Source organism: Devosia sp. SD17-2 (assembly GCF_029201565.1).
Taxonomy (GTDB): Bacteria; Pseudomonadota; Alphaproteobacteria; order Rhizobiales; family Devosiaceae; genus Devosia.
On the sequence record NZ_CP104002.1, the window covers coordinates 3,492,885 to 3,517,572 of the forward strand.

Annotated in this window: 21 protein-coding genes and 1 tRNA gene; 12 read left to right on the plus strand and 10 right to left on the minus strand. The window is 62.9% G+C overall.

The genetic code is table 11. The annotated features are described in order from the left end of the window. Positions 1 to 15: 15 nt before the first annotated feature. Positions 16 to 1,656 carry a chaperonin GroEL gene (groL, locus tag NYQ88_RS17160; RefSeq protein WP_275652319.1) on the plus strand — a complete coding sequence of 547 codons (1,641 nt, stop codon included), beginning with the start codon at positions 16 to 18 and terminating at the stop codon, positions 1,654 to 1,656. A gap of 258 nt (positions 1,657 to 1,914) precedes the next feature. Continuing rightward, positions 1,915 to 2,157, plus strand: coding sequence for a BrnA antitoxin family protein (locus NYQ88_RS17165; RefSeq protein ID WP_275652320.1), 243 nt, complete (start codon positions 1,915 to 1,917; stop codon positions 2,155 to 2,157). Between the two features lie 15 nt (positions 2,158 to 2,172). Here NYQ88_RS17165 and NYQ88_RS17170 read toward each other — a convergent pair whose 3' ends face one another. The 5 genes from NYQ88_RS17170 to NYQ88_RS17190 all read right to left on the minus strand — a co-directional run bounded on the left by NYQ88_RS17170 (position 2,173) and on the right by NYQ88_RS17190 (position 6,747). Continuing rightward, a complete protein-coding gene (locus NYQ88_RS17170; RefSeq protein ID WP_275652321.1) occupies positions 2,173 to 2,922 on the minus strand; it encodes a TSUP family transporter in 750 nt (249 codons plus the stop codon). 92 nt (positions 2,923 to 3,014) lie between these two features. Then, positions 3,015 to 3,719, minus strand: a complete 705-nt coding sequence (gene hisG / locus NYQ88_RS17175; RefSeq protein WP_275652322.1) for an ATP phosphoribosyltransferase — start codon at positions 3,717 to 3,719, stop codon at positions 3,015 to 3,017. Next, the gene (locus NYQ88_RS17180) at positions 3,716 to 4,780 is read right to left on the minus strand and encodes an ATP phosphoribosyltransferase regulatory subunit (RefSeq protein ID WP_275652323.1); all 1,065 of its coding nucleotides are present in this window, start codon (positions 4,778 to 4,780) and stop codon (positions 3,716 to 3,718) included. Before NYQ88_RS17180 ends, hisG begins: the two co-directional genes overlap by 4 nt. Positions 4,781 to 4,901: 121 nt before the next feature. Beyond that, positions 4,902 to 6,320: a histidine--tRNA ligase gene (gene hisS / locus NYQ88_RS17185; protein WP_275652324.1), complete on the minus strand. Its 1,419-nt coding sequence runs from the start codon at positions 6,318 to 6,320 to the stop codon at positions 4,902 to 4,904. 166 nt (positions 6,321 to 6,486) lie between these two features. Next, positions 6,487 to 6,747 (minus strand): hypothetical protein, encoded by a 261-nt coding sequence (locus tag NYQ88_RS17190; RefSeq protein ID WP_275652325.1) that lies wholly within the window; start codon positions 6,745 to 6,747, stop codon positions 6,487 to 6,489. A gap of 191 nt (positions 6,748 to 6,938) precedes the next feature. Here NYQ88_RS17190 and NYQ88_RS17195 point away from each other — a divergent pair, with 191 nt between their 5' ends. From NYQ88_RS17195 to NYQ88_RS17215, 5 genes are all read left to right on the plus strand, one after another. Then, complete coding sequence (locus NYQ88_RS17195) at positions 6,939 to 7,121, plus strand: hypothetical protein (RefSeq protein ID WP_275652326.1); 183 nt, start codon at positions 6,939 to 6,941, stop codon at positions 7,119 to 7,121. Positions 7,122 to 7,263: 142 nt separating this feature from the next. Next, entirely contained in the window at positions 7,264 to 7,836 is a 573-nt protein-coding gene (locus tag NYQ88_RS17200; protein ID WP_275654945.1) for a L,D-transpeptidase, read from the plus strand. A gap of 54 nt (positions 7,837 to 7,890) precedes the next feature. Then, positions 7,891 to 9,765 (plus strand): pilus assembly protein TadG-related protein, encoded by a 1,875-nt coding sequence (locus NYQ88_RS17205; RefSeq protein ID WP_275652327.1) that lies wholly within the window; start codon positions 7,891 to 7,893, stop codon positions 9,763 to 9,765. 103 nt (positions 9,766 to 9,868) lie between these two features. After that, complete coding sequence (locus tag NYQ88_RS17210; protein WP_275652328.1) at positions 9,869 to 10,423, plus strand: biliverdin-producing heme oxygenase; 555 nt, start codon at positions 9,869 to 9,871, stop codon at positions 10,421 to 10,423. Then, on the plus strand, positions 10,401 to 12,530 hold the full coding sequence (locus NYQ88_RS17215; protein WP_275652329.1) for a histidine kinase dimerization/phosphoacceptor domain -containing protein: 2,130 nt from the start codon (positions 10,401 to 10,403) through the stop codon (positions 12,528 to 12,530). Before NYQ88_RS17210 ends, NYQ88_RS17215 begins: the two co-directional genes overlap by 23 nt. A gap of 58 nt (positions 12,531 to 12,588) precedes the next feature. Here NYQ88_RS17215 and NYQ88_RS17220 read toward each other — a convergent pair. Then, positions 12,589 to 12,665, minus strand: a tRNA-His gene (locus tag NYQ88_RS17220). 310 nt (positions 12,666 to 12,975) lie between these two features. Between NYQ88_RS17220 and NYQ88_RS17225 the strand changes: the two genes are divergently transcribed. From NYQ88_RS17225 to NYQ88_RS17245, 5 genes are all read left to right on the plus strand, one after another. Further along, on the plus strand, positions 12,976 to 15,696 hold the full coding sequence (locus NYQ88_RS17225) for a HAMP domain-containing sensor histidine kinase (protein WP_275652330.1): 2,721 nt from the start codon (positions 12,976 to 12,978) through the stop codon (positions 15,694 to 15,696). Between the two features lie 169 nt (positions 15,697 to 15,865). Then, positions 15,866 to 17,344, plus strand: coding sequence for an ABC transporter substrate-binding protein (locus tag NYQ88_RS17230; protein WP_275652331.1), 1,479 nt, complete (start codon positions 15,866 to 15,868; stop codon positions 17,342 to 17,344). A gap of 81 nt (positions 17,345 to 17,425) precedes the next feature. Beyond that, a complete protein-coding gene (locus NYQ88_RS17235) occupies positions 17,426 to 18,376 on the plus strand; it encodes an ABC transporter permease (protein ID WP_275652332.1) in 951 nt (316 codons plus the stop codon). Further along, positions 18,373 to 19,209: an ABC transporter permease gene (locus NYQ88_RS17240; RefSeq protein WP_275652333.1), complete on the plus strand. Its 837-nt coding sequence runs from the start codon at positions 18,373 to 18,375 to the stop codon at positions 19,207 to 19,209. The genes NYQ88_RS17235 and NYQ88_RS17240 overlap by 4 nt, the downstream gene beginning before the upstream one ends. Then, positions 19,206 to 20,771, plus strand: coding sequence for an ABC transporter ATP-binding protein (locus NYQ88_RS17245; protein WP_275652334.1), 1,566 nt, complete (start codon positions 19,206 to 19,208; stop codon positions 20,769 to 20,771). Before NYQ88_RS17240 ends, NYQ88_RS17245 begins: the two co-directional genes overlap by 4 nt. Positions 20,772 to 20,780: 9 nt before the next feature. On the opposite strand, the gene NYQ88_RS17250 is transcribed toward NYQ88_RS17245, so the two are convergent. From NYQ88_RS17250 to fsa, 4 genes are all read right to left on the minus strand, one after another. Further along, the gene (locus tag NYQ88_RS17250; protein ID WP_275652335.1) at positions 20,781 to 21,365 is read right to left on the minus strand and encodes a UPF0149 family protein; all 585 of its coding nucleotides are present in this window, start codon (positions 21,363 to 21,365) and stop codon (positions 20,781 to 20,783) included. Positions 21,366 to 21,412: 47 nt separating this feature from the next. Next, complete coding sequence (locus NYQ88_RS17255; RefSeq protein WP_275652336.1) at positions 21,413 to 22,726, minus strand: GH1 family beta-glucosidase; 1,314 nt, start codon at positions 22,724 to 22,726, stop codon at positions 21,413 to 21,415. 117 nt (positions 22,727 to 22,843) lie between these two features. Further along, entirely contained in the window at positions 22,844 to 23,902 is a 1,059-nt protein-coding gene (locus NYQ88_RS17260; RefSeq protein WP_275652337.1) for an Mrp/NBP35 family ATP-binding protein, read from the minus strand. A gap of 100 nt (positions 23,903 to 24,002) precedes the next feature. Further along, a complete protein-coding gene (fsa, locus tag NYQ88_RS17265) occupies positions 24,003 to 24,656 on the minus strand; it encodes a fructose-6-phosphate aldolase (RefSeq protein WP_275652338.1) in 654 nt (217 codons plus the stop codon). Positions 24,657 to 24,688 lie beyond the last annotated feature (32 nt).

The window sequence follows — 24,688 nt, forward strand, 5'->3', positions numbered from 1 at the left end:
CTCAAGGAGCCATAAATGGCCGCCAAGGAAGTCAAGTTCTCCACCGAAGCCCGCGAAAAGATGCTGCGCGGCGTGAACATCCTCGCCAATGCGGTGAAGGTCACGCTCGGCCCGAAGGGTCGTAACGTCGTCATCGAAAAGTCGTTCGGCGCTCCGCGCATCACCAAGGACGGCGTGTCCGTTGCCAAGGAAATCGAACTTGAAGACAAGTTCGAAAACCTCGGCGCTCAGCTGCTGCGTTCGGTTGCTTCCAAGACCAACGACATCGCCGGTGACGGCACCACCACCGCGACCGTTCTCGGTCAGGCAATCGTTGTTGAAGGCGTCAAGGCTGTTGCAGCCGGCTTCAACCCGATGGACCTCAAGCGCGGTATCGACCTGGCCGTCAACGAAGTCGTTGCTTCGCTGAAGGGCTCGGCCAAGAAGATCACCTCCACCTCAGAAATCTCCCAGGTCGGCACGATCTCTGCCAACGGCGAATCCGCCATCGGCGAGATGATCTCCGAAGCCATGCAGAAGGTCGGCAACGAGGGTGTCATCACCGTCGAAGAAGCCAAGACCGCCGAGACCGAACTCGATGTCGTTGAAGGCATGCAGTTCGACCGCGGCTACCTGTCGCCGTACTTCGTGACCAATGCAGAAAAGATGACCGCCGTCCTCGAGGACCCGGTGATCCTGCTGCACGAAAAGAAGCTCTCGAACCTGCAGGCCATCCTGCCGATCCTCGAAAGCGTCGTTCAGTCCCAGCGTCCGCTGCTGATCATTGCCGAAGACATTGAAGGTGAGGCTCTCGCGACCCTCGTCGTCAACCGTCTGCGCGGTGGCCTCAAGGTTGCTGCCGTCAAGGCTCCGGGCTTCGGCGATCGCCGCAAGGCAATGCTCGAAGACATCGCCATCCTGACCGGTGGCCAGGTGATCTCGGAAGATCTCGGCATCAAGCTCGAGAACGTGACCATCGACATGCTCGGCACCGCCAAGCGCGTTGAAATCACCAAGGAAAACACGACCATCGTCGACGGTGCCGGTACGGCCGAAGACATCCAGGGTCGCGTTGGCCAGATCAAGGCGCAGATCGAGGAAACCACCTCGGACTACGACCGCGAGAAGCTGCAGGAACGCCTTGCAAAGCTCGCTGGCGGCGTTGCCGTGATCCGCGTTGGCGGCTCGACCGAAGTGGAAGTCAAGGAGCGCAAGGACCGCGTCGACGACGCGCTGAACGCAACCCGCGCTGCCGTTGAAGAAGGCATCGTGCCGGGTGGTGGCGTTGCCCTGCTCCGCGCCGCTGCTGCGATCACCGTCAAGGGTGCAAACGCTGACCAGGAAGCCGGTATCGGCATCGTTCGTCGTGCGCTGCAGTCCCCGGTCCGCACCATCGCCAACAATGCTGGCGCTGAAGGTTCGGTCGTTGTCGACAAGATCCTCGAGAACAATTCGGCTTCGTTCGGCTACAACGCCGCAACGGGTGAATATGGTGACCTCGTCCAGCTGGGCGTTATCGACCCGGTCAAGGTCGTTCGCACCGCTCTCGAAGACGCTGCCTCGGTTGCATCGCTCCTGATCACCACCGAAGCCATCATCGTCGAAGCCCCCAAGGCTGACGCACCGGCAATGCCGGGCGGCGGCGGCATGGGCGGCATGGGCGGTATGGACTTCTAAGGCTGACGCCTTAGATTTCTCTCGCTCACGGGCCGTATCGCAATCGGCCCGACGCGCTAAAACCGCGCTGGACCAATTGCTGGCCCTGCGCGGGCGCGGCCGACGGCCGGGCGGCCTAGCCGCCTGCCAAAGGAAAGACTTCGCGGTTTGTTTCTTCCCAGTCACGAACCTCGCAGGAAAGGCCCCGGTGGAAACACCGGGGCTTTTTTCATGCCCGTTCTGGCGTTAAGCTGGCGACACACAAAACATGAGTGACCGATGCGAACGCCACGACGCGGCAGTGCCTACGAACAAGCCGAGGCCGCCTTCAAAAGCGCCACGACCCGGCCCACCGCAGCCGAACCGGCAAAGCCGGCCGCTACAGCAAAGCCCGAAGGCAAGGAACTGGTATCGCTGCGGCTCGACCGTGCAGTTCTTGAGCACTTTCAGGATGATGGTGCAGGCTGGCAGGAGCGCATCAATGCGGCGCTGCGGGTAGCTGCCGGGCTCGACAAGGCATAGGGCGCTGGGGAGGCCTCAGGGCCAGACCAGCAATTTCACCGCCATGGCGATGGACACGACGACGATAAGCGGGCGAATCACCTTCGCGCCGTACTTGATGCCTGTGCGCGCGCCGATATAGCCGCCGGCGATCTGGCCGATGGCCATGACGAGGGCGATGGGCCAGACGACCTGCCCCATGGGAATGAAGACGACCAGGGCCGCCGTATTCGACATGAGGTTGAGCGCCTTGGTATTGCCGGTGGCGCGGGTGAGCCCCAGCCCGAACAGCAGCACAAAGCCGATGGAAAAGAAGCTGCCGGTGCCCGGGCCAAAGATGCCATCGTAAAAACCGACGACGAAGGCCATCACCGGCATGAATTTCTCAAACGAGAGGCGCGATGCGCGGTCGGCATCGGACAGTTTCGGCGAGAACAGGAAATAGAGCGCGATCGCGATCAAAGCGATCGGCACCGCGATGTTGAGGAGCGAGGTGTCGACGCGCGAGACGATCAGCGCGCCGATGGCGCTGCCGGCGAAGGCCAGCAGCAGGCCGGGCAGAAGCGTCTTGAGCTCGACATAGCCGCGCCGCCAATAGGTGGTGACGGCCATCGCTGTGCCGATGACCGACTGCATCTTGTTGGTCGCGAGCGCTGCAACAGGCGGCAGCCCTACCGACAGCAGGGCCGGAACCGAGAGCATGCCGCCCCCGCCCGCCACGGCGTCGACAAAACCGGCAAGGAACCCAACGCCAGCCAGCGCCAGAAGAATGAGGGGATCGAGCATGTGCGGAGGACCAGAAGACTATTCCGGGTCCTCTTAGCATCAGGGGCGCGGCGGGGACAGGGGCTTAAGGTCGCCCCTGCCCCAAGGCCTAACTAGAGGCCGTCGGCGCCAATGCGGGACAGAAGATCGTCGAGCAGTGCCTTTTTCTCGGCGGGCCATGGCGCCGTGCGGGAGACGATGAGATTGGCTTCGCTCTTGAGCATGATGCCATCATCGAGGACACGCAGGCCATTGGCGACGAGGGTCGAGCCTGTGGAGGTGATATCGACCACGATATCGGCGACGCCAGAAGCCGGAGCCGCCTCGGTGGCGCCGAGGCTTTCGACAATGCGATATTCTGCAATGCCGGCGCGGGCGAAATGCTGGCGGGTGATGGTGATGTATTTGGTGGCGATGCGCAGCCAGCGGCCGTGACGGGTGCGGAAGTCCGACGCCACATCGGCAAGGTCATGCAGATGGGTGACGTCGATCCAGCTCTCGGGCACGGCGATGACGACGTCGGCATGACCGAATTCGAGCGAGCTGGCGAAGTGGACGGCTTCGGGGCCGGTTTCGCTGGTCTCATGGATCAGGTCACGCCCGGTGACACCGAGATCAATATTGCCGCGGATGAGCTCGCGGGCGATCTCGGAGGCCGGGAAGAAGCGGACGGTGATGTCCGGCTCGCCTTCCATGTGGCCGAGATAGGAGCGTGCGCCGCCGGGGCGGGAAATGGTGAGGCCGCGCTGGGCGAACCAGTCGCGCGTCAATTCTTCGAGCCGGCCCTTGGACGGCACGGCGAGGGTCAATCCGGTCATGGGGTAACCTCCGCCTCCAGCCGATCCACCCAGAGCGCACAGCCCGAGGCGGCGATAGGGGCGCGGGCGCCGAGGCGTTCCAGCAGGCGATCATATTGTCCGCCCGAAGCCAGGATGGCGCCGTCGCGGCCGAGCAGTTCAAACACGATGCCCGTGTAGTAATCGAGGCGCGGCGAGAAGGCAGCGTCGAACTCGATGCGGGCTTCACCCAGCTTGTCGAGATGACGGCGAATGGTGCGGATGGGCGCGCCGAGCATCAAGCCGTAGTCGTCGGCCAGCGCCTCGACCTGACGCAGGGCAGCAAGGACATCGCCGGAGATGGAAAGATAGCGGCGGAGCAGCGCCAGGGTTTCGGCCGGCACATGGGCGGCATCGAGCGCCTGCTGCTCGAGATAGCGGTCGGCGATTTCTTCGGGAGAACGGCCCTCCGAGAGGCTGAGACCGGCAGCGACCATGCGGGCGGTGACGTCTTCGACCAGCGCATCGCGCGTCGGCTGTTCGCTGCGCGGCAGGTCCGGGGCAGCCTCGAGGCGGTTGAGCAGGCGCTCCAGCGCCTCCTTGTGTCCAAAGCGCTGGCGAATGCGGGGACGCCAGGCGTCGGGCATGTCGGCTTGCGCAAGGAGCCCCTCGAAGAGACCAACGCCGCCGAGGCGCAGGCGCGCGGGAATCCCGTAGATGGAGAGCGCGGCACGGGCGAAGGTCAGCACCTGATCGAGGGCGACATCGCCATCGGGCTGAGCCAGCAGTTCGATGCCGGCCTGATCGAATTCGGCGGCACCGTTTTCGCGCTGGCGGAAAATGGGGCCCATATAGGTGAAGGCCGCCGGCTGGCGCGTCGCCTCGGCAATATAGTCCGAGACGATGGGCAGGGTGAAATCAGGACGCAGGCAATATTCGGCGCCGGTCGCGTCGGCGGTCAGCAACAGGCGCCGCCCAAATTCCTCGCCAGCAAGGTCGAAATAGGGATTGGCGTTGAGCAGAAGCGCAGGGGTGGCGCGACACCCGCCCTGGGCTTCGACAAGGGCCTCGAGCTGGCTGCGGCGGTACGCGGAATTGGTCATCGAGAAGCTCCCTCACCCGCCGAAACGAAGGCCATGAAGACCCCCTCACCCGCCCCGCGCGGGGCGACCTCTCCCTCGAGGGGAGAGGTGAGAACTGCGGCTGCGTTTACCCGCACCAGCATCACTGCTCGCTCAGCAGCTTCTGGATGGCAGAGACGAGGTCTTCACGCTTGATTTCAAACTGGCCGGGGCGAGCGGCCTTCCATTCAGCATTGTCGGTGATGGCTTGGGCCGCCTGCTTGCCGGCGACGAGGTCCTTGATCTGGAGGATCCCCTGCTCGCGTTCCTGGCTGCCTTCAATGATGACGGCAGGCGCGTTGCGCTTGTCGGCATAGGCGACCTGCTTGCCGAAATTCTTGGTATTGCCCAGGAACATTTCTGCGCGGATGCCGGCACGGCGCAGCTCGGCAACCATCTTCTGGTAGCCAGCGGTTTCGGCCTTGTCCATGACGAGCACGACAACCGGGCCAACCGGCTCGGTGGCGCCGAGATTGCCGGTGAGCTTGAGGGCATTGGCGAGGCGGGAAACGCCGATGGAAAAACCGGTCGCCGGAACGGGTTCGCGGCGGAAACGGGAGACCAGGCCATCGTATCGCCCACCGCCACCGACGGAGCCAAAGACCACGTCCTGACCCTTTTCGTTCTGGACCTTGAAGGTCAGTTCGATCTCGAAGACCGGGCCGGTGTAATATTCGAGGCCACGGACGACCGACGGGTCGATCTTGATCTTTTCGGCGCCATAGCCGGCGGCGTCGAACAGGGCCTGCATGGCGTTGAGCTCAGCCACGCCGTCATTATCGGCCGGCGGCTTGCCGTCGATATAGTCGAGCACGACCGCAGCCTGCGCGTCCGACAGGCCAGCGCCCTTGGTGAAATCACCGCTTTCGTCCTTGCGGCCGGCGCCGAGGAGGAGCTTGACGCCCTCGGGGCCGAACTTGTCGAGCTTGTCGACAGCGCGCAGCACGGTCAGCTTTTGTACGGCAGAAGTCACCCCGGCCGCTTCCAGCACCCCGTCGAGCACCTTGCGATTGTTGACGCGGACGACGTATTTGCCCTCAAGGCCAAGCGCATCCATGACGTCAGCCATCATCATGCACATTTCGGCGTCCGCTTCCGGCCCCCCTGCCCCGACGGTATCGGCGTCGAACTGCATGAACTGACGAAAACGGCCCGGACCGGGCTTTTCATTGCGGAAGACATAGCCCTGACGGTACGACCGATAGGGCTTTGGCAGGCTTTCAAAATTGTCAGCGAAATAGCGGGCGAGCGGCGCGGTGAGATCGTAGCGCAGGCTCATCCACTGCTCATCGTCGTCCTGCAGCGAAAACACGCCGGCATTGGGCCGATCGGTGTCGGGCAGGAATTTTCCGAGGGTCTCGGTGTATTCGAACAGCGGGGTTTCCACGGGGTCGAAGCCATAGCGCTCATAGACCTTGCGGATCGTCTCGATCATCTGCCCGACGGCGGCGATTTCGCCGGGGCTGCGGTCTTCAAAGCCGCGCGGCAGGCGAGCGGTGATCAGCTTGGTCTTTTCGGTCATTTGGCAACTCTGGAAAGCGGACGGTTCGACTATGGGCGGACGCAGGGCGAAAGGCAGGAACCGGCCCCCACTTCTATGGGACCTGCTCTAGCTTATAGGGTTTTGAGTGACAACAGGCGGGCGGGGGAAAAGGCAGCCGGGGGAGGACCCCGGCCGCCATGCACTATCAATGTCGGCTCCGCTGCCTGAGACTGAGGACAGTGGTCGTTGTCGGCACCGAATGCCAGAGAACAGGTTCTGCTGCCGGTGGCAGGCCCAGGTCTTGCCGCAAATAGGCGGGGACGCGGGCGGGTGCCCGTGGGCGGTTCCACCAGGCGGCAAAGGCTGCGGCCAGAACGGGGGTAAGGCCGCGCTGGTGCACCGCATCGGCGATGGAGAATTCAAGGCGCAGCACAATGCTGCGCTCGTCAAGCACGTTGGACGTCATGATGGTTCCGGCAGGTATGCCTGCCGGCCTCTGGTCTGGTTCAGGAATGGAAGCCCGGAATCCGGACGCAGAGCGACCCGGTTTTCTCAAGACTTCAGCTGGGGGAAATGTCCACTACCGGTCGCCGGCGGTTACACCGGCAAGGGGCGTCATACTCGGGCGATAGTGCCGAGATGTGGAGCAACCCAGGTATGGCGATGCGAACGATTATTCATTATGCGCCTCCCTTGGTTGGCAATGTGGACGCCAGTCTTCTAGATCGCGGTCGCGTGATCCGCAAACCCTATCTGCGGCAGGTTGTCGCAGTTTTTTGCGGTGTTGCGGCGGCGCAACAGACCGGATTGCAGGAAGAAATCGTTTACCCTGCCGCGTAGTCCTCGGTTAACCAGCCCAATTGACCTCTCCTTTGGGGCTTCTGGGGCAAACTGGCCGCGCTTGGCTGGTTTGGGGACTGGAATGCGCACAGGTGTTCGCCGCAGTTTGACTGCAATCATTGCCCTCGTGCTGGCGGGATCCATGGTCCTGCCCTCAATGGCGCAACAGCGGTTCGAGCAAGGCTGGCGGTTTGCGCCGCCTCCAGGCGTCACCGTGTCCGACCAGAAGCCGCGCCACGCCCTGATGTTGCAGGGCAATGCCAAGGTCCATCCGCAATATCTTCGGCAGGTGGTTCGCTATGCCACGACCGAACGCTCCGGCACGATCGTGGTCGATACGCGGTCGCATTTTCTCTACTTCGTACTCGGTGATGGTCGGGCGCTCCGGTACGGCATCGGGGTGGCGCGCGATGGCTTCGAGTGGAGCGGCGCGCACCGGGTCACCCGCAAGGCCGAATGGCCAAGCTGGACGCCGCCGGCAGAAATGCGCAAGCGGCAGCCGGGCTTACCGGCCCATATGGAAGGGGGACCAAATAATCCTCTGGGCGCCCGCGCGCTCTATTTGGGATCCACGCTCTATCGCATCCACGGCACCAATGAACCATGGAGCATTGGGCAAAATGTTTCTTCTGGATGCATCCGCATGACCAATGCAGATGTCATGGATCTTTATGAGCGCGTAAAACTCAACACAAAAGTAGTGGTCCTTTCATAAGGTTTTAACTCGATACTGCAGAATTATTCTGGTGCAGCGAAGAGGTCCGGGTCGATGAGGGGATTTAAGCGCACGATTTCGCGTTTTGTCCGCGACGAAGGCGGGGCCTTTGCCCTGATATTCGGCGTCATGGCCGTGGTGCTGATCGCACTGGGCGGCGCAGTGGTCGACTATGTCTCGCTTGAACAGAGCCGCAATCGCGCCCAGCTGGCGCTCGACGCTGCGGCTTTGGCTTTGCAACCAGAAATCACCCGCCCCGGATATGACGAAGAGAGCATTCGGCTACGCGCCGAAGCGCTGGTGATCGAGCGGATCGGCAACGCCGATGTGCGCGCCGAGATCGACCAGATTGTCATCGATCCGACCAATGGCTCGCTGTTCCTCAGCGGCATTTTTGTGACGCAAACCTATTTCGTGCGCCTTGTGGGCGTGCCGGAACTGGCAGCCCGCTTCAGCTCGGAGACCGTGCGCGGCATCCTTGATATCGAGGTGGCGGTTGCCCTTGATATTACCGGGTCGATGGAGGGCCAGCGGATCATCGACCTTCGGGCAGCCGCGACACGCCTTGTCGACGCTGTGGTTCAGGATGATCAGACCCTCAACAGAACGCGCATGGCGCTCGTGCCCTATGCACAGGCGGTCAATGTATCGCCCTATCAGGTGCAGGTTCGGGGGCCTGAGCAGGGGCCAGTCCCGGCAACCAGGATGAGCTGGGCAATTGGCCCGAAGAAAATCAACGCAGGCGCTGATCGCGATTCAAATGGCAGGGGCGTAGTGGTCAAGATCACGCGCCATGGTTATGCAGAAGGCGACTGGGTCTACGTCTGGAATTTCAATAATTTCACCTCGATCAACAACAAATCCTTCCGTATCAGCGAGGTAAACAACAACTCGTTCCGTCTGGTCGGCGCCAACGAGACCGGATGGTATAATTCGGCAACGGGTGGCCAGGTCATCAAGTGCGAACGCGCGAACTGCGAGGTTTTGGTGACCTCGGTTCGACACGGCTACACCAACGGCCAATATGTCGTTGTGACCGACGTTGGGGGCATGAGCGGGCTGAACTATCCCGTTCCCAGGATTACCCCAAAGGAATTTGAGGTCCGCAGTGTCACCCGGGACACACTGATACTGGGCGGCTCGATGGCTGGCGGGCACGAGCCGGATCGCCTGCCCTACATTGCCGATACCGGCAACCTCCATTGCACCTGGATTACCGCTTCTGTCGGCTGCACCTACTACAGATTCACCACAGCATCCGGTGGATCCAATACATTCCCCCTTACAAACTGCGCCACTGATCGGCCGAACAACCCGACCAGCGACCTGCCCTTTTCCGCCAGCCTCGCCGGGCGCAATTATGCAAATCAGAGCGCCAACAAATGCCCCACCAGCCCAATCGTGCCGCTCACGACCGACAAGACGGCGCTGAAAACGGCAATCGCCGGGCTGATGACAGACGGTTCGACCGCGGGCAATCTCGGGATTGCCTGGGCATGGCACATGCTCTCGCCCAACCTTGGATATCTCTGGCCAGGCAGCCGGCCTGACGCCTATGACGGCGAAAATATCATGAAGGCGGCCATCATCATGACGGACGGCGAGTTCAACACCGTCCATTGTAATGGCGTGGTGTCGTGGAATTCGACGGACGGCAGTGGCGGCAATGCCGACAAGATCGCCTGCAACGCACCCAACGGCGCGCCCTATGCCCAGGCGCGCGCCTACTGCGATGCCATGAAAGCAAGCGACAAGATCATCATCTATACCGTCGGCTTCGGGATTGCCGAGGGCAGCGCGGCAGCCGAACTGCTGGCCTATTGTGCGAGTGGCGCGGACAGCTACTTCCTCGCGGAGAACGCCAGCGGGCTGGACGCGGCGTTCCAGCAGATTGCCAGCAATATTTCTGCGCTACGCATCGCGCGATGAACACATTTCCGCGTCAAAAGGGCAGTTATGAACTGATCACAGCTGGCGCTGTGCTAGAAGCACCCTAGAAACACCGCCTCGCCACCAAGCAACCGGAGCAAAATTGTTGAATGCCAATGGGCTCCGGAATGTGTTGCGGCACAGCACCCAGAACGAACATGACCGGCTCGACGCCCTGATCGGCAATTTCTCCGATCTTGCAAGCTATCGCTCCTTTCTCGTTGGCAGCTATCGCTTTCGCAAAAGTCTTGAGGCGACGACCGCGGCCATAGATTTTTGGCAGGCCGAGCTCCTGCTCGACGAACTGGCGCAGGATCTCGAGGAACTTGGGGGCGACAGCGTCCGGGCGCCCACCGCAGCAGTGTTCGCCAACACGCCGGCAGAACAGCTGGGCCTGCTCTATGTGCTTGAGGGTTCGGCTTTGGGCGCGCGGCTGCTCGTAAGGCGGGCGGAAGCACTCGGGTTGAGCGCGACGCATGGTGCGCGCCATCTCGCGATGCAGGTGCGCGATCCGGGGCGGTGGCGACGTTTTCTCGATCTGCTCGAAAGCCAGAAAGATATTGACCTGGCGCTGGCCGTCCGCGGCGCGCAGACCTGCTTCTCCGCCGCCCTTGCCAATTTCACGGAGGTTCACAGTGAACCCGCCCAATGCGCTTGACCTGACCAGCTGCGATCTCGAGCCGATCCACATTCCCGGCTCCATTCAGCCCTATGGCATCATGCTGGTGGCCGACGCGGCGTCCGGGCGCATCGTCGGATACGCGGGCACCAAGGGTGTCAGCCCGACCCTGCTCGACAAGCCCCTGCAGGAAATTGTCAGCTGGAGCGTCGAGGCCATTCGATCGGCTCTGCCGCGAACCGGCATCCATGTGCTAGGTGATGTGACGTTCGATGGCATCCTTCGCGACGCCATCGCCTATGCCAGCGGCGCACATATTGTTGTCGAGCTGACCGAAAAGGTGGAAGGCACCCGGATCGACGCGGCGCTGCTGGCCGTGCTCGATACGCTCGACGTGCACCTCGAGCGGGCACAGAACCTGACCGAGCTTGCGGCCGAGGCGGCACGCATTTTCCAGCGGCTGACCGGTTATGGCCGCGTCATGGTTTACCGGTTCGTCGATGAGGACGCGGGCGTCGTGCTGGGGGAAAGTACCTCCGAGGGCCTTCCCAGCTTCATGCATCATCATTTTCCGGCATCCGACATTCCGCGACAGGCCCGCGCGCTCTATGTCCGCAACCGCGTGCGCGTGATCGCCGACGTGCATTACGAGCCAGCGCCGATCACCAGTGCCAGCTCGGACCTGCGGGAGCTTGATCTCAGCGATTCGACCCTGCGCAGCGTCTCGCCGGTGCACCTGCAATATCTCAAGAACATGGGGGTGGCCGCCTCGGCCTCCATGTCGATTGTCAAAGACGGCATGCTGTGGGGGCTGATCGCCTGCCACCATCACGAAAAGCGCGAGCTGTCGCTCGACACGCGGATCGCCTGCCAGTCCATGGCTTCGAACCTGGCGCGACTGATCAAGGTCCGCGAGGACAACGAGCTCTATCGCGAGCGCGTCCGGCTGCGCAGCCAGGAGGACGCGATCCTGACACAGCTGGGGCCGGATATTTCCTTGAACCGTCTGTTCGCCCAGTCGGGGGAGGACCTCGCAAAACTGCTCGGCGCCGATGGCTTTGCAGCCGTGCAGGGCGGCGACCTCTACTGCGCGGGAAAATGTCCGGATGATCCGGCGGTCCGCGCCATGGCGGAGCATGTTCGGGTATCGGCGCTCGCCAAACCTGTGGCGACACGGCAATTGTCGAAGCAATTTGCGCCGGCGGCGGAATTTACCGAGACGGCGAGCGGGCTGCTCGCGGTCACCATGTCCACCGAAGTTCCGACAATCCTGATGTGGTACCGGGCCGAGCAGTTGCAGACGGTCAAGTGGGCCGGCAATCCGCACAAGGATGTCACCCATGACCCGAGTGCCAGGCTGACCCCGCGCAGCTCGTTCGAGGAATGGGCAGAGAGCGTTCAGGGCCGAGCGCGGGACTGGACCCTCGCCGAGACCGAATCGGCCTCGCGGCTGGTGCGCCTGCTGCTCGAAGCGCGCAACAACAGTCGGATCCGCGAGCTCAACACCGAGCTGACCACAACGCTTCGGGAAAACGAGATTCTGCTCGAGCAGCGCGGGTTGCTCCTCAAGGAGGTGAACCACCGCGTGCAGAACAGTCTCTCTCTGGTGGGCGCTTTTCTGCGAATGCAGGCACGCGCTGCCACTGAGGAGGTGCGGACTGAGCTTGAGGAGGCGCAAAAGCGGCTGCTGGCGGTGTCCCTCGCCCATCGTCGACTCTATCTGGACAATAGTGTCGAGATCATCGACCTGTCGCGCTACCTGACCGAGCTCATGGATGAACTGACAAGTTCGCTCGAAGGCGGCTGGCGGGATGCGGTCCAGCTTGACCTGTCGCCAGTTCTGACCGATGCGGCGCGCGCCGTGTCACTTGGCCTCGTGGCCAATGAGCTGCTCACCAATGCGGTCAAATATGCTTATGAGGGCCGTCCCGGTCCCGTGAACATTCGGCTCGAGCAGCACCGCGAGACGCTTCGCCTGATCGTTGCGGATCGCGGTCCGGGGATGAACAGCGGCATCGCCGGCACGGGCTTTGGCTCAAAGATGCTGCGGGTGCTGATGCATAGCCTCGAAGGATCTCTCGAGTATGAGGACAATCACCCCGGCGTCCGCGCCATCGTGACCGCCGCCATCCGCGGCAATCCGTGACGCCAGCGGAAAGGTACCGACCCAACGGCAAAACTTCAGCAAATGCGGGGGTTTTGGGTGGTACCACCTCTCGGGATCGAACCGAGGACCTCTAGATCCACAATCTAGCGCTCTAACCAACTGAGCTAAGGCGGCAAACCAGTTCGGGGGCACGGCGTACTCCCGAAATCGGGCGGAACATAGGTCGAGTTTGCCTGGATGACAAGCACCGATTTTCCCCTGTGGACAGTGTGATTGTCGCAGGCGTTTTTCCTCAGAAATATGGGGGTGCATGACCAATCCTTAGGACATGTCTTTTAACCATTGAAGAGAATGAATCGCGCTGGAGGGTGTGCTGGGCTGGATTCAGCCGGGCCGGCACTATATTTAAGAACACATAAAGAACTTAGGCCCACCGTTTCAATATGGGACAGGGCAAACGTATATTGGTCGAACGCGCCGCCTTATGGATGAACTCTGGACGACATTGCCCAATGCGCGCCGCGTTCTGCAACATGCACAGGACGCGCGTCCGGCATGGCTGTGGTCGCAGGATGGCCAGCAGCTGCTCTGGGCCAATGACGCGGCCGGGCTGTTCCTTGCCAAAATAAAGAAGCATGGGCTGAAGCGCGCCGAGCCGGCCGTACCGATCAAGGGACAGATCGCGCGCATCATCCGACTGGGGTCATCCGGCCGCACGAGCCTGGCGCGTATTCAGTTCCGCGCGGGCGAAAAGCCTGTGTCGGCAACCTGTGCCACGACGCCTCTCGCCTGGGCGAACGACGAAGTCGCGCTGCTGATCGTAGGCGTCGACGCGATCGATTCTGACATTCTTTCGGCATACCGCGCCGAACAAGGGCCGGTCGACGAGCCGGCGGCAGAGGGTGCAGCCGAACCAGCAGACGCGACCGGGATGGATGCTCTCGCAGCCGAAATGGTGGCGATCGAGGCAGAAGTGACTGCGGCCGAGGTCAAAGCCGAAACGCAGGCTGAGCCTGAAGCCGAGCCAGAAGCCGAGGTGGTTCCTGAAGCGGAAGCTGCGGTAGAGGCTGAGGTTGAGCCCGCGGCGGAGCAGTTTGCCGAGGAGTTGGACGAGGCGGAAACGCCAATTGGTGGCGATATTGCCGGCGACAATGCCTATGTCCGTGAGCTCCAGAACTGGCAGGATGCCGACGCCGAGACCGCTTACGACGCTGGCTCCAGCGTAGCTGACGTCGCTGAAACAACTGCGCCTGGAGAAGGCGATGACTTGCCGGCAGTGGAGCCTGAAGCGCAGACCGAAACAGGTGCCGCTCCGGAAGCTATCGCTCCCCTGGAAATTGTTGCGCGGACGGAGCTCGCTGTCTCGGCAGAAAATGCGGAACCGGACCGCCGTCTGTTCCGCAGCCTCAGCCAGCTGGTTGATCGGCTTGCCGCCGACGAACAGCTCTACACGCCGCTGACCGAAGCCGATGACGAGGCTCCTGCGCCCGCTGTCGACGTGCCTTCGCCCGAAGGTTTGCCAGAGGTCGCGCCGAGCGTTCTCTACAAGCTCGTGGGCCGGGGTTTCCGACCCGACGTCGAGACCACGCTTCCAGCCGCCGACGACGTCACGCCGCCTGCCGAGGCCGTTGCGCTCAGCGCCGCTCCGGCCGATCCGGAAATCGTCGAGCGGGTGTCGCGCTATAATTTTGACGAGCTGTCGCGCATTCTCAATGACAGGGTCGGAGACCGGGTTGGCCAGGGTGAAGTCACCCCGACGCCCCCTGCCCCGCCGGCCAATCTGCAGCCTGCCAATGGCGGCGCGCTGGTGAGCATCAGCGGAGAGACCCTGGTGCTGAACCGGTTGCCGCTCGGGATCCTGGTCTTCCGCGACCAGCAGATCCTGTTCGCCAATCGCGCCATTACCGAGATGATGGGCTACGACAGCGTCGAGAGCCTGCGTCAGGCTGGCCTTGCCGCCGTGTTCCCGGGATCGGGTTCGGATCAGGAAGCTGGGCCGATCAATCATATCGTGCAGCGCGACGGCACGCTTGTGCCGGTGACGGCGCGTTTGCAGTCAATGTCCTGGCAGGGTCGTCCGGCGCTGATGCTTTCGGCCAGTTCGACCGAAGTCCGCACAGGGCACGAGGACGCCGTCCGCGCCTTCGCCCAGGGATTGGCCGAATTGCGTGACGATGGCTTTTTTGAAGCCAGCCGCAGCGGCATGATCAGCAACGCCAACGGGGTGGCGACCGCTCTGCTCGGACAGGGCAAGTCGATCCTAGGACAGGTGCTGACGAACTATATCAGCGAAGACGAGGCGCTCTCGCTGCGCTCTTTCCTCGAACGGCCAGCGCGCTTTGCCGAAACCGAGCGTCCCTCGCTTGGCCTGCGCAGTGCCGACGGCCAGTCGGATATCCAGATTTTCACGCAGGGCCAGGCAGGCATCGTCAGCGGCTATTTCGGCTTCGTGCGTCCGCGCACCGCCATGCCGCGGCAGCTCCTGACCACCCAGACCGATCTCGATCCTGCCCTTCTGGCACGGATCAGCCGGGGCGTTCGCCGACCACTCAATACGATTATCGGCTTTGCCGAACTGCTGCGCACCGAGAGCTTCGATGCCGAGCGCTTCGACAGCTACGCGCAGGATATTGCGTTGGCGGGCCACGACATCGCCGCGCTGGTGACAGAGCTCGACGATTATGCGCGGCTGCGCGAGGGGCGTTACCTGCCCCAGCGCGCCAGCCTTGATCTGACTGAGCTGCTGGAAAGCTGCGTGCTGCGCATTCGCAACCAGGCCAATGGCGCCCGGGTGCTGCTGCGCAACGCCATTTCGGAGACCCTGCCCAGGGTCACGGCCGATCGGGCGTCGCTCACCCAGGCGGTGCTCAATCTTCTGGCCAGTGCCATCGACCAGAGCCCGACGGGCGGCGCAGTGGTGATTTCGGCGCAGCGGCTCGACGATGGCGGGATCGCCATCCATGTCCGGGACAGTTCCAACCACGCACTCGACATGGCGGAGCGATTCGTCGTGTTCCGGGATGGCCAGAGCGTGCAGGGGAAATCGCTGAGCCCGGTGCGTTCGAGCGTCGGACTTGCCCTCACCCGGTCCCTTCTCGCGGTCAACGCGGTGTCCCTGTCAGTCGACCCCGCGGGTCGCAGCGGGGTCCTGTTCAGCCTCAAAGTGCCGGCAGATCTTGTTGACCACGATACAGACGCTCCATAAAGCGGCTCAATTGTCCCGTTCCGGCGGTGAATTGGGCTTGAGGGATAAACTTGCCCTTCAAAGGCCCAATGGGCGAAAAGTTTAATACGCTAGACGGGTGCGCTGAAAAGCCAGTTTGCCTATACCTAGGCCCGAGGTGCGAACGGGCCTCGCCTTCTGGGAGACCATAATGATATCGACGAAGTCCCTTGCGCTGGCTGCGGCCGGCCTGATGCTGGCCACCGGAATTTCCTACGCACAGTCTACCGAGGTGCGGATCGGGGTGGCGCTGGAGCCACCGGCACTCGACCCGACGGCCGGCGCGGCAGAAGCGATCGACGTGGTCGTCTACCAGAATATCTTCGAGGGCCTCGTGCGCATCGACCAGACCGGCGCTGTGCAGCCCGGGCTGGCGAGCAGCTGGACGATTTCCGACGACGGACTGACTTATCGCTTCAGCCTCGTCGACGGGGTGACGTTCCATGACGGTACGCCTTTCGACGCGGAAGACGTCAAGTTCACCTTCGACAGGCTGCTGGCCGATGACAGCGTCAATGCGCAGAAGGCGCTCTACACGCCGATCGAGTCGGTTACGGTCGTCGATGCACAGACGGTGGAGTTCACCCTGTCGCGTCCGGACGGGCTACTGCTGTTCAATCTTGGACGTGGCGACGCGGTGATCGTTGCCCCGGAGAGCGCCGAGAGCAACGCCAATGAACCGATCGGCACCGGCCCCTTCGCCTTTGTGCAGTGGGATCGCGGCAGCCGGGTGATTCTCGAGCAGTATGGCCCCTATTGGGGCGAGAAGCCGGCGCTCACCAAGGCAAGCTATGTGTTCATCGGCGACACGGCGACCATGACCAATGCGCTGCTGGCCGGCGACATTGACGGCACCAATAATTTCGCGCCCGAAGCGCTGGCCGTCTTCGAAGGCAATCCGCAGTTCAACGTGCTGGTCGGTTCCACCGAGGGCGAAACCATCTTGGCCACCAACAATGCCAAGGCGCCGTTCGACAAGCTCGAGGTGCGCCAGGCCATGGCCCATGCACTCAACCGCAAGGACATTATCGAGGGCGCGACCTATGGCTATGGGGTGCCGATCGGCACGCATTTCGCCCCGCATAACCCTGATTATCTCGACCTGACGAATACCTATCCCTACGACACGGCGGCGGCCAAGACCCTCTTGGCGGACGCTGGTTTCCCTGATGGATTCTCGGCGACCCTCAAGCTGCCGCCGCTCAACTACGCGCAGCTTTCGGGCCAGATCATCGCCAGCGAGTTCGCAAAGATCGGCATCAAGCTTGAGCTGATCAACATGGAATGGGCGCCGTGGCTGGAAGATGTCTTTGCCAACAAGGACTTCGACCTCACCATCATCAGCCATGTGGAACCGTTCGACATTGGCATTTATGCCAATCCCGACTACTACTTCGGCTACAACAACCCCGAAGTTCAGGCGCTGAACGAGACGCTCAATGCCACGACCGACGAAGCACAGCGCAAGGTCCTGGCCCAGCAGATCCAGACCATCATCGCCGAGGATGCCGTCAACGGCTATCTCTTCGAGCTGCCGCAGACTGGCGTGTGGAACGCCAAGCTCGAGGGCATGTGGCAGAATGCGCCGGTCGAAGGCGTGGTACTGCGCGATATCCACTGGGTGCAATAACGCCAGACGCTTTTTCGCGGGCCGGGGGGGTGAGTGCACCCCCGGCCTTCTTTGCAGCCCCACCCCTGCACGAGGTGGCCGGTGATCTCCTATTTCGCAAAGCGGCTCGCTGAGTTCGCGGTGACCCTGCTGATCGCGGCAGTGGTCATTTTCGTGCTGCTCGATCTGCTGCCCGGCGACCCTGCCCGTTTCATCCTTGGCATTAATGCCAGCGACGATGCGCTGGCGGCGCTGCGCCTGCAGATGGGGCTCGACACCCCTGCCCCGGCGCGCTTTGCCAATTGGGTGTTCGGCATGCTGCAGGGCGACTTCGGCATGTCGCATACGCAGCGTCAGCCGGTCGCCAAGTTGATCATGGATCGGATGGCGGTGACCATGCCGCTGACCATCTTTGCCATGGTGGTGTCGATGGTCATCGGACTGCCGCTCGGCATCATGGCGGCGCGTCGCCGTGGCAAGCCGCTCGACACCGCAGTCATGGTGCTCGCCCAGGGAGGCCTGGCCATCCCCAATTTCTGGTTCGGCATGCTGCTGACCCTGTTGTTTGCGGTGACGCTGCGCTGGCTGCCCACAGGCGGGCTCATCCCCTGGCACGAGAATTTCTGGCTGGCCGCACGCGGGCTGATCCTGCCCGGTCTGGCGCTGGCCTTGCCGCAGGCCGCCATTCTCGCCCGCGTCATGCGCACGGCGCTGGTCGATGTAGCGAGCCAGGACTATATCCGCACCGCCCGCGCCAAGGGCATGACCTTCGGCGAGGCGATCTGGCGGCATGGCGTGCGCAATGCGCTGCTGCCGGTGCTGACCATACTCGGCCTCCAGTTCGCCTATCTCATCGCCGGCACGATCATCGTCGAGAATGTGTTCTTCCTGCCCGGGCTCGGACGCCTGATCGCAACCGCGATTTCGGAGCGGGACCTGACGCTGGTGCGTAGTGCGACCATTGTGCTGGTGCTGGCGGTCAGCCTCACCATGCTGCTGGTGGACCTCGCCTATGGGCTGGTCGATCCGCGCCTGCGGGAGCGGCGGACATGAGCTGGCAGCGGATCAAGGACCACCCGAGCCTGATGCTGGGGCTGGCGGCGACGACCCTCTTTGCCATTCTGGGGCTGGTGTCGCTGTTCTGGACGCCCTATCCGATCGGCGACATTGCCATTTCGCGCCGTTTCATGGGCCCGGATGCTGCGCACTGGCTGGGCACGGACCACCTCGGGCGCGATCTCTTCTCGCTGATCATGTCAGGCACGCTGGTGAGCTTTACCGTCGGCGCAGCTGCCGTCGCCATCGGCATTGGTATCGGTGTACCGATGGGGCTGGCTGCGGCCATGTGGGGCGGCCCGGTGGAATGGGTGGTGCTGCGCATCTCCGACCTCGCCTTTGCCTTCCCCTCTGTGGTCATCGCCATTCTCATCGCCACGCTGATGGGGCCCGGCACGGTCAATGCCGTTGTTGCCATCGGCATTTTCAACATTCCGGTGTTTGCGCGGGTGGCGCGCGGCGGTGCGCTGGCGCTGTCCTCGCTCGATTATCTCGGCGCAGCGCGGCTGGCCGGGATGGGACGCGCCGAGATTGCCGCGCGCCATATCCTGCCCAACATCATGAGCCTCATCATCGTGCAGGGCACGATCCAGCTGTCGCTGGGCATTTTGGCTGAGGCGGGTCTCTCCTATATCGGGCTGGGCACACAACCGCCGGCCACCAGCCTCGGGCTGATGCTGAACGATGCGCAAAGCCTCTCCCTTATCCATCCCTGGCTGAGCCTCCTGCCGGGGATCGCCATCGTGCTCATCGTGATCGCTCTCAATATCGCCGGAGACGGGCTGCGCGACGCGCTTGATCCGCGCCTGCGCCGGCAGGAGCTGTCATGACAAAGCCCCTGGTCGAGATTTCAGACCTGACGATTTCCTTCGGCGGCCGGCCGGCCCTCGCGGGGCTATCGCTCGCGATCGAAGCCGGCGAGCGTTTCGGCATTATCGGGGAAAGCGGCTCGGGCAAATCGCTGACAGCGCTTGCCATCGCCGGACTGCTGCCGGAGACGGCCGAAGTCAGTGGCAAAATCGCCTTTGATGGCGCCCCACTTCCCACTGACGAGCGCGTGCTGGCTCGCCTGCGCGGCAAGCGCGTCGGCATGGTCTTTCAGGAGCCGATGACGGCGCTCAACCCGCTCTTGCGCGTTGGCGAGCAGATCGAGGAAGCCATGCGGCTGGTGAGCGCCAGCACGGAGCCTCTGGCCCAACTTGCCGACCTTCTCGCAGAAGTGGGGCTTGAACCCCGCCACGCCGATCGCTTCCCCCACCAGCTCTCGGGCGGGCAGCGCCAGCGGGTGATGATCGCCATGGCCTTGGCCAGCAAACCGGACCTGATGATCGCCGACGAGCCCACATCGGCGCTCGATGTCATCACCCAGCGGACGGTGCTCGATCTGATCCTCGAGATCTGCAAGCGCCGGCACATGACGCTCCTGTTCATCAGCCATGACATTCGTGCCGTCGCGGCGCTGTGTGAGCGGATCGCCGTGCTGCATCGGGGCAAACTGGTTGAAATGGGGCCCACGCACGAAGTGCTGCAGGCGCCGCGCGAGGCCTATACGCGAAAACTCGTCGCCGCGACGCGCGTTGAAGCCAGGCAGCGGCAGGATCTGGCGACGACGCAACCGATCCTCAAGGTTGAAAACCTCATCCGCGATTTCGGACGGGGATGGTTTCAGTGGGGCGAGCAGCCGCTGCGGGCGGTCAATGCCGTGGATTTCTCCATCCATGAAGGCGAATGCCTGGCCTTGGTTGGCCCGTCTGGCTGCGGCAAGACCACTTTGGGGCGGATCATCGTCGGGCTGGACACAGCGACCTCGGGGCGGCTTGAGTTTCAGGGCAAGGCCTATCGCGGCGCTGACCTGCCGGCGGGATTGCGGGCTGACCTCTCCTTCGTCTTCCAGGACCCGTTCAGCAGTTTCAATCCGCGGCTCACCATTGGCCAATCGCTGGGCGAGCCCTTGCGCCTGCTCCCCAAAATGGCGCCGATCGAGCGCCACGCGCGGCTGGAGGAGGCGATCCTCTCCGTGGGTCTGGAGCCGGCCATGCTGGAGCGCTATCCGCATGAGTTTTCCGGCGGGCAGCGCCAGCGCCTTGCCATCGCCCGGGCGATGGTGACGCGGCCACGCCTTGTGGTGCTCGACGAGCCCGTGTCGGCGCTGGACGTGTCAGTGCGCGGGGATGTGCTGGATCTCCTGGCGCGGCTGCAGGCCGACCATAACCTGACCTATCTCATCATCAGCCACGACCTCGATATGATCGCGGCTATGGCCGATCGGGTGCTGGTGATGGAAGCAGGCAGGATTGTCGAGGAAGGCACCCCGGATGCGCTGTTCGCGCACCCGAAGCACAAGCTGACGCAGGCCCTGATGGCGGCCCGTCTGCCGGAAATCGTGGCCTGAAGCGCCCGACTAGCTGGCCTTGTGCAGCCGATAGGCGACACCGGCAAAGCCGGCGATGACCATGGGCATGGCTTCCATCATCTCGTCGTACTCGGCCCATTCCTGTTCGCCGGCAGTTTCATCGGGGCCGGCATCGGGGGAGGAGAGCATGAGCGCCGTGGCGAGACCGAGGGCCGCTTCGCCGCGCTCGCCCTGACTTTCGGTGTCGCGCAGCAGGGCGTCCCAAGCGTCAAAGCGCAGCAGCATGGCTTGCTGGAAACCAGAGATCCAGACCTGCCAGATGACCTCTTCGGTCTCTTCATCGACCTCGAACAGCGGGGCGTAATTGTCGTCGGCCAGTTCCTGCTCGGTCTCGGCAAGGCGAGCTTCGATCAGGCCGGCCAGCTCTTCATTGCCGCTCTTGAGGACACCGCGCTCGTCGGCCAGCCATTCGAACGGCCACCATTCGTCGCGCGAGATTGGCTCGGGGCTGACAGCGAGGCCGCAGAGAAAGCCGTCGAGCTCAGCCAGCAGCATGGCATCAGGCCCGGCTTCCGCCAGCAGCTCTTCCAGCCGCTGCAGGGACTGGGGCAGTTCAGTCAGTTCTGAAGTCATGGGTGCGGTCCGCGCCTTGGTACAGGTTTGGCGCGGACCATACACGCTTAGCGCGAATTGTGCAGCAGGCCCTGGAAAGATCTGTAACTTGCCTTGGGCGTTCGTTTTTGCGTGGCGTAGTCGACATGGACGAGGCCGAAGCGCTTGTTGTAGCCCTCGGCCCATTCGTAGTTGTCGAGCAGCGACCAGGCAAAATAGCCGCGCACATCGGCGCCTGCGGCCCTGGCGGCGAGCACGGCCTTGAGGTGGTCGTCGTAATATCTGACGCGGCGCGGATCATTGTCGCCCTCGACCTCGGCCATGCCGTTCTCGGTGACATATACCGGGATTTTCGTGTAGTCGCTGGAGACGCGGACGAGCAGGTCGGAAAGACCCTGGGGATAGATTTCCCAGCCGATATCGGTCTTTTCGAGCGGACCCTTGATCTGCTCCACGGGGCGACCGGGCTGGGTGGAGGCCTTGTAGAGTCCGCGGGTGTAGTAGTTGATCCCGAGCCAGTCCAGCGGGCGGGAGACGACGTCCATGTCCGCCTGGTAATTGGCCGGCAGATAGGGCTCAAGCCATTTGGTAAGCACCTCCGGGTACTTACCCTTGAAGACGCCGTCGAGATACCAGCGGTTGAACTGGGCATCCCCGAAGTCACCGGCGGCCTGATCCTCGGGACTGTCGGAGGCGGGCTCGGACTTTTCGAGGTTGAGCACAATGCCGAGATTTTTCGTGCCGGTGGCGCGCAGCGCGTCGATGGCGGCGCCGTGGGCGAAAAGCACATGGTGCATGGCGCGGGCAGCGGCGCGGAGGTCGCGATAGCCGGGGGCGTGGACGCCAAGGAAGTGGCTGAGAAAGGCGACGCACCAAGGTTCGTTGATGGTGGCCGTGGCGGTCAGCCGATCGCCGAATTTTCCGCCAATCAGGGTGGCGTAGTCGGCGAACCAATTGGCGATGTCGCGGTTCATCCAGCCGCCACGATCCTGCAGGGTCGAGGGCAGATCCCAGTGATAGAGCGTGGCATAGGGCTTGAGGCCACGCTCGAGCATGCCGTCGATCAGGCGATCATAAAAGTCGACGCCCTTCTGGTTTACTGGGCCCGTCCCTTCCGGGATCAAACGCGGCCAGGCGAAGGAAAAGCGGTAGGCGTCAAAGCCGCCGTCGCGGATGAGGTCGAGGTCGGCGGGCCAAAGCTCGTAGTGGTTGCAGGCGTCGCGGCCGGTATCGCCATTGTGGACGTTGCCGGGGGTAGCGGAGAAGCTGTCCCAGATCGACTGGCCACGGCCATCGCCCTGCCCGCCTTCGATCTGATAGGCGGCAGTCGCTACGCCAAAGGTGAAGTCGGGACCGAAATCCCGCCGGTCGAATGAAAACATGGATCCCCTCCAGGGCAGCTTGTGCCAATTGGGGAGACCCGATAGCCCGCCAAAATCGTTTATGCAATCGATTTCAGCAATCGTTTTCAGCCGAAACGAGCCGAGGCGGCGGTTGGGTCAGGGGATGCGGGTGACCAGACGTCGGGCGATGGCACGATAGGCTGCGGCCTCCGGGCCCTCGGGATCCACAGCAACCGACGGCGCGCCGGCGTCCGAATTTTCCCGGATCGACATGACCAGCGGAATGGCACCGAGGAATTCGAGGTCGAGATCGGCGGCTGCTTTCTCGGCGCCGCCTGAGCCAAAGATATCGTAGCGATTGCCGGTATCGGGCGCGATGAAATAGCTCATGTTCTCGACGAGGCCCAGGACCGGTACGTTCATGCGGCGGAGCATGTCGATGGCCTTTTGCGCGTCGATCAGCGCGAGATCCTGAGGGGTCGAGACGATGACCACGCCATCGACTACGGCCTGCTGGAAGAGGCCGATGTGGATGTCGCCCGTGCCGGGGGGAAGGTCGATGACGAGGACGTCGAGCTCGCCCCAATCGGTTTCGCGCAGCAATTGGCGGAGGCCGGAGGTGGCCATGGGACCGCGCCAGACCACGGCCTGGCCGGGCACGAGCATGGAGCCGATGGAGATGGCCTTCACACCAAACGCCTCGTGCGGCGAGAAAATTCCGTCTTCGCGAATAGCGGGTCGGCCTTCGAGGCCGAGGAGTTTGGGCACGGAAGGGCCATAGAGATCGGCGTCGAGAATGCCGACTTTCAGGCCTTCGGCGGCAAGGGCCAGGGCGATGTTGACGGAGGTCGTGGACTTGCCGACGCCGCCCTTGCCCGAGCCAACGGCGATGATGCGGCGCACGCCTTTCACACTGGTCTTGCCTGCGGGAACCGGCGATCCGTGGGAAAATTTGGGGCCGCTGGATTTTTCAGCGGTGATCGAGACCATCACCTTGCGGGCGCCGCCAAGGGCTTGGGCACGCTTGTGGGCGTCGTCGCGGGCGGGCCCGAAGGCGGCTTCCATGCCGGGTTGCACAGCGATGGCAAAAGCAATGGCGCCGGGGGTGACGATGATCTCCGAGAGACCGGGATAGGAGGCGAGATCTCCGCCGCCGGGGATTTCCACGCCAGCGAGCGCAGACTTGATCTCTGCGGAAAGTTCGGTGTCGGCCATCTCGATCCTTGAAAGAACAAGACCTCACCCCGAGCGTGTCGAAGGGCGAGGTCTGTTAGGCGTCTCCCGCCCCGGAGGGCGGGATAATTGTTTGAAATCCTTAGAGGATCGACTGGCCGGTGCCGGCCCAATCCTTGAGGAAGCCTTCGATGCCCTTGTCGGTCAGCGGATGCTGGGCGAGCTTCTTGATCACGTCTGGCGGGATGGTTGCGACGTCGGCGCCGGCAAGGGCAGCCTCGGTCACGTGGTTCGCCGAACGGATCGAGGCGGCCAGGATCTGGGTCTCGAACTGGTAGTTGTCATAGATCTGACGGATGTTCTCGATCAGCTCCATGCCATCAAGGTTGATGTCATCGAGGCGGCCGATGAAGGGCGAGATGTAGGTCGCGCCGGCCTTGGCAGCCAGCAGAGCCTGGTTGGCCGAGAAGCAGAGCGTGACGTTGGTCGGAATGCCCTTTTCCTTGAAGTACTTGGTGGCCTTGAGGCCATTCAGGGTCAGGGGAAGCTTGATGACCACATTGGGGGCCAGCTTGGCGAGGACTTCGCCCTCGGCAATCATGCCGTCATATTCGAGGCTTGCCACTTCGGCCGAGACCGGATCGGGCGTGATCGCGCAGATTTCCTTGATGACTTCCTTGAAGTCACGGCCGGACTTGGCGATCAGCGACGGATTGGTGGTGACGCCATTGACGAGGCCGGCTTCGTGAAGCTCCGCGATGGCCTTGGTATCTGCAGTGTCGACGAAGAACTTCATCGTTCCCTCCTGAAAAGCGTTTCATCCCGGCT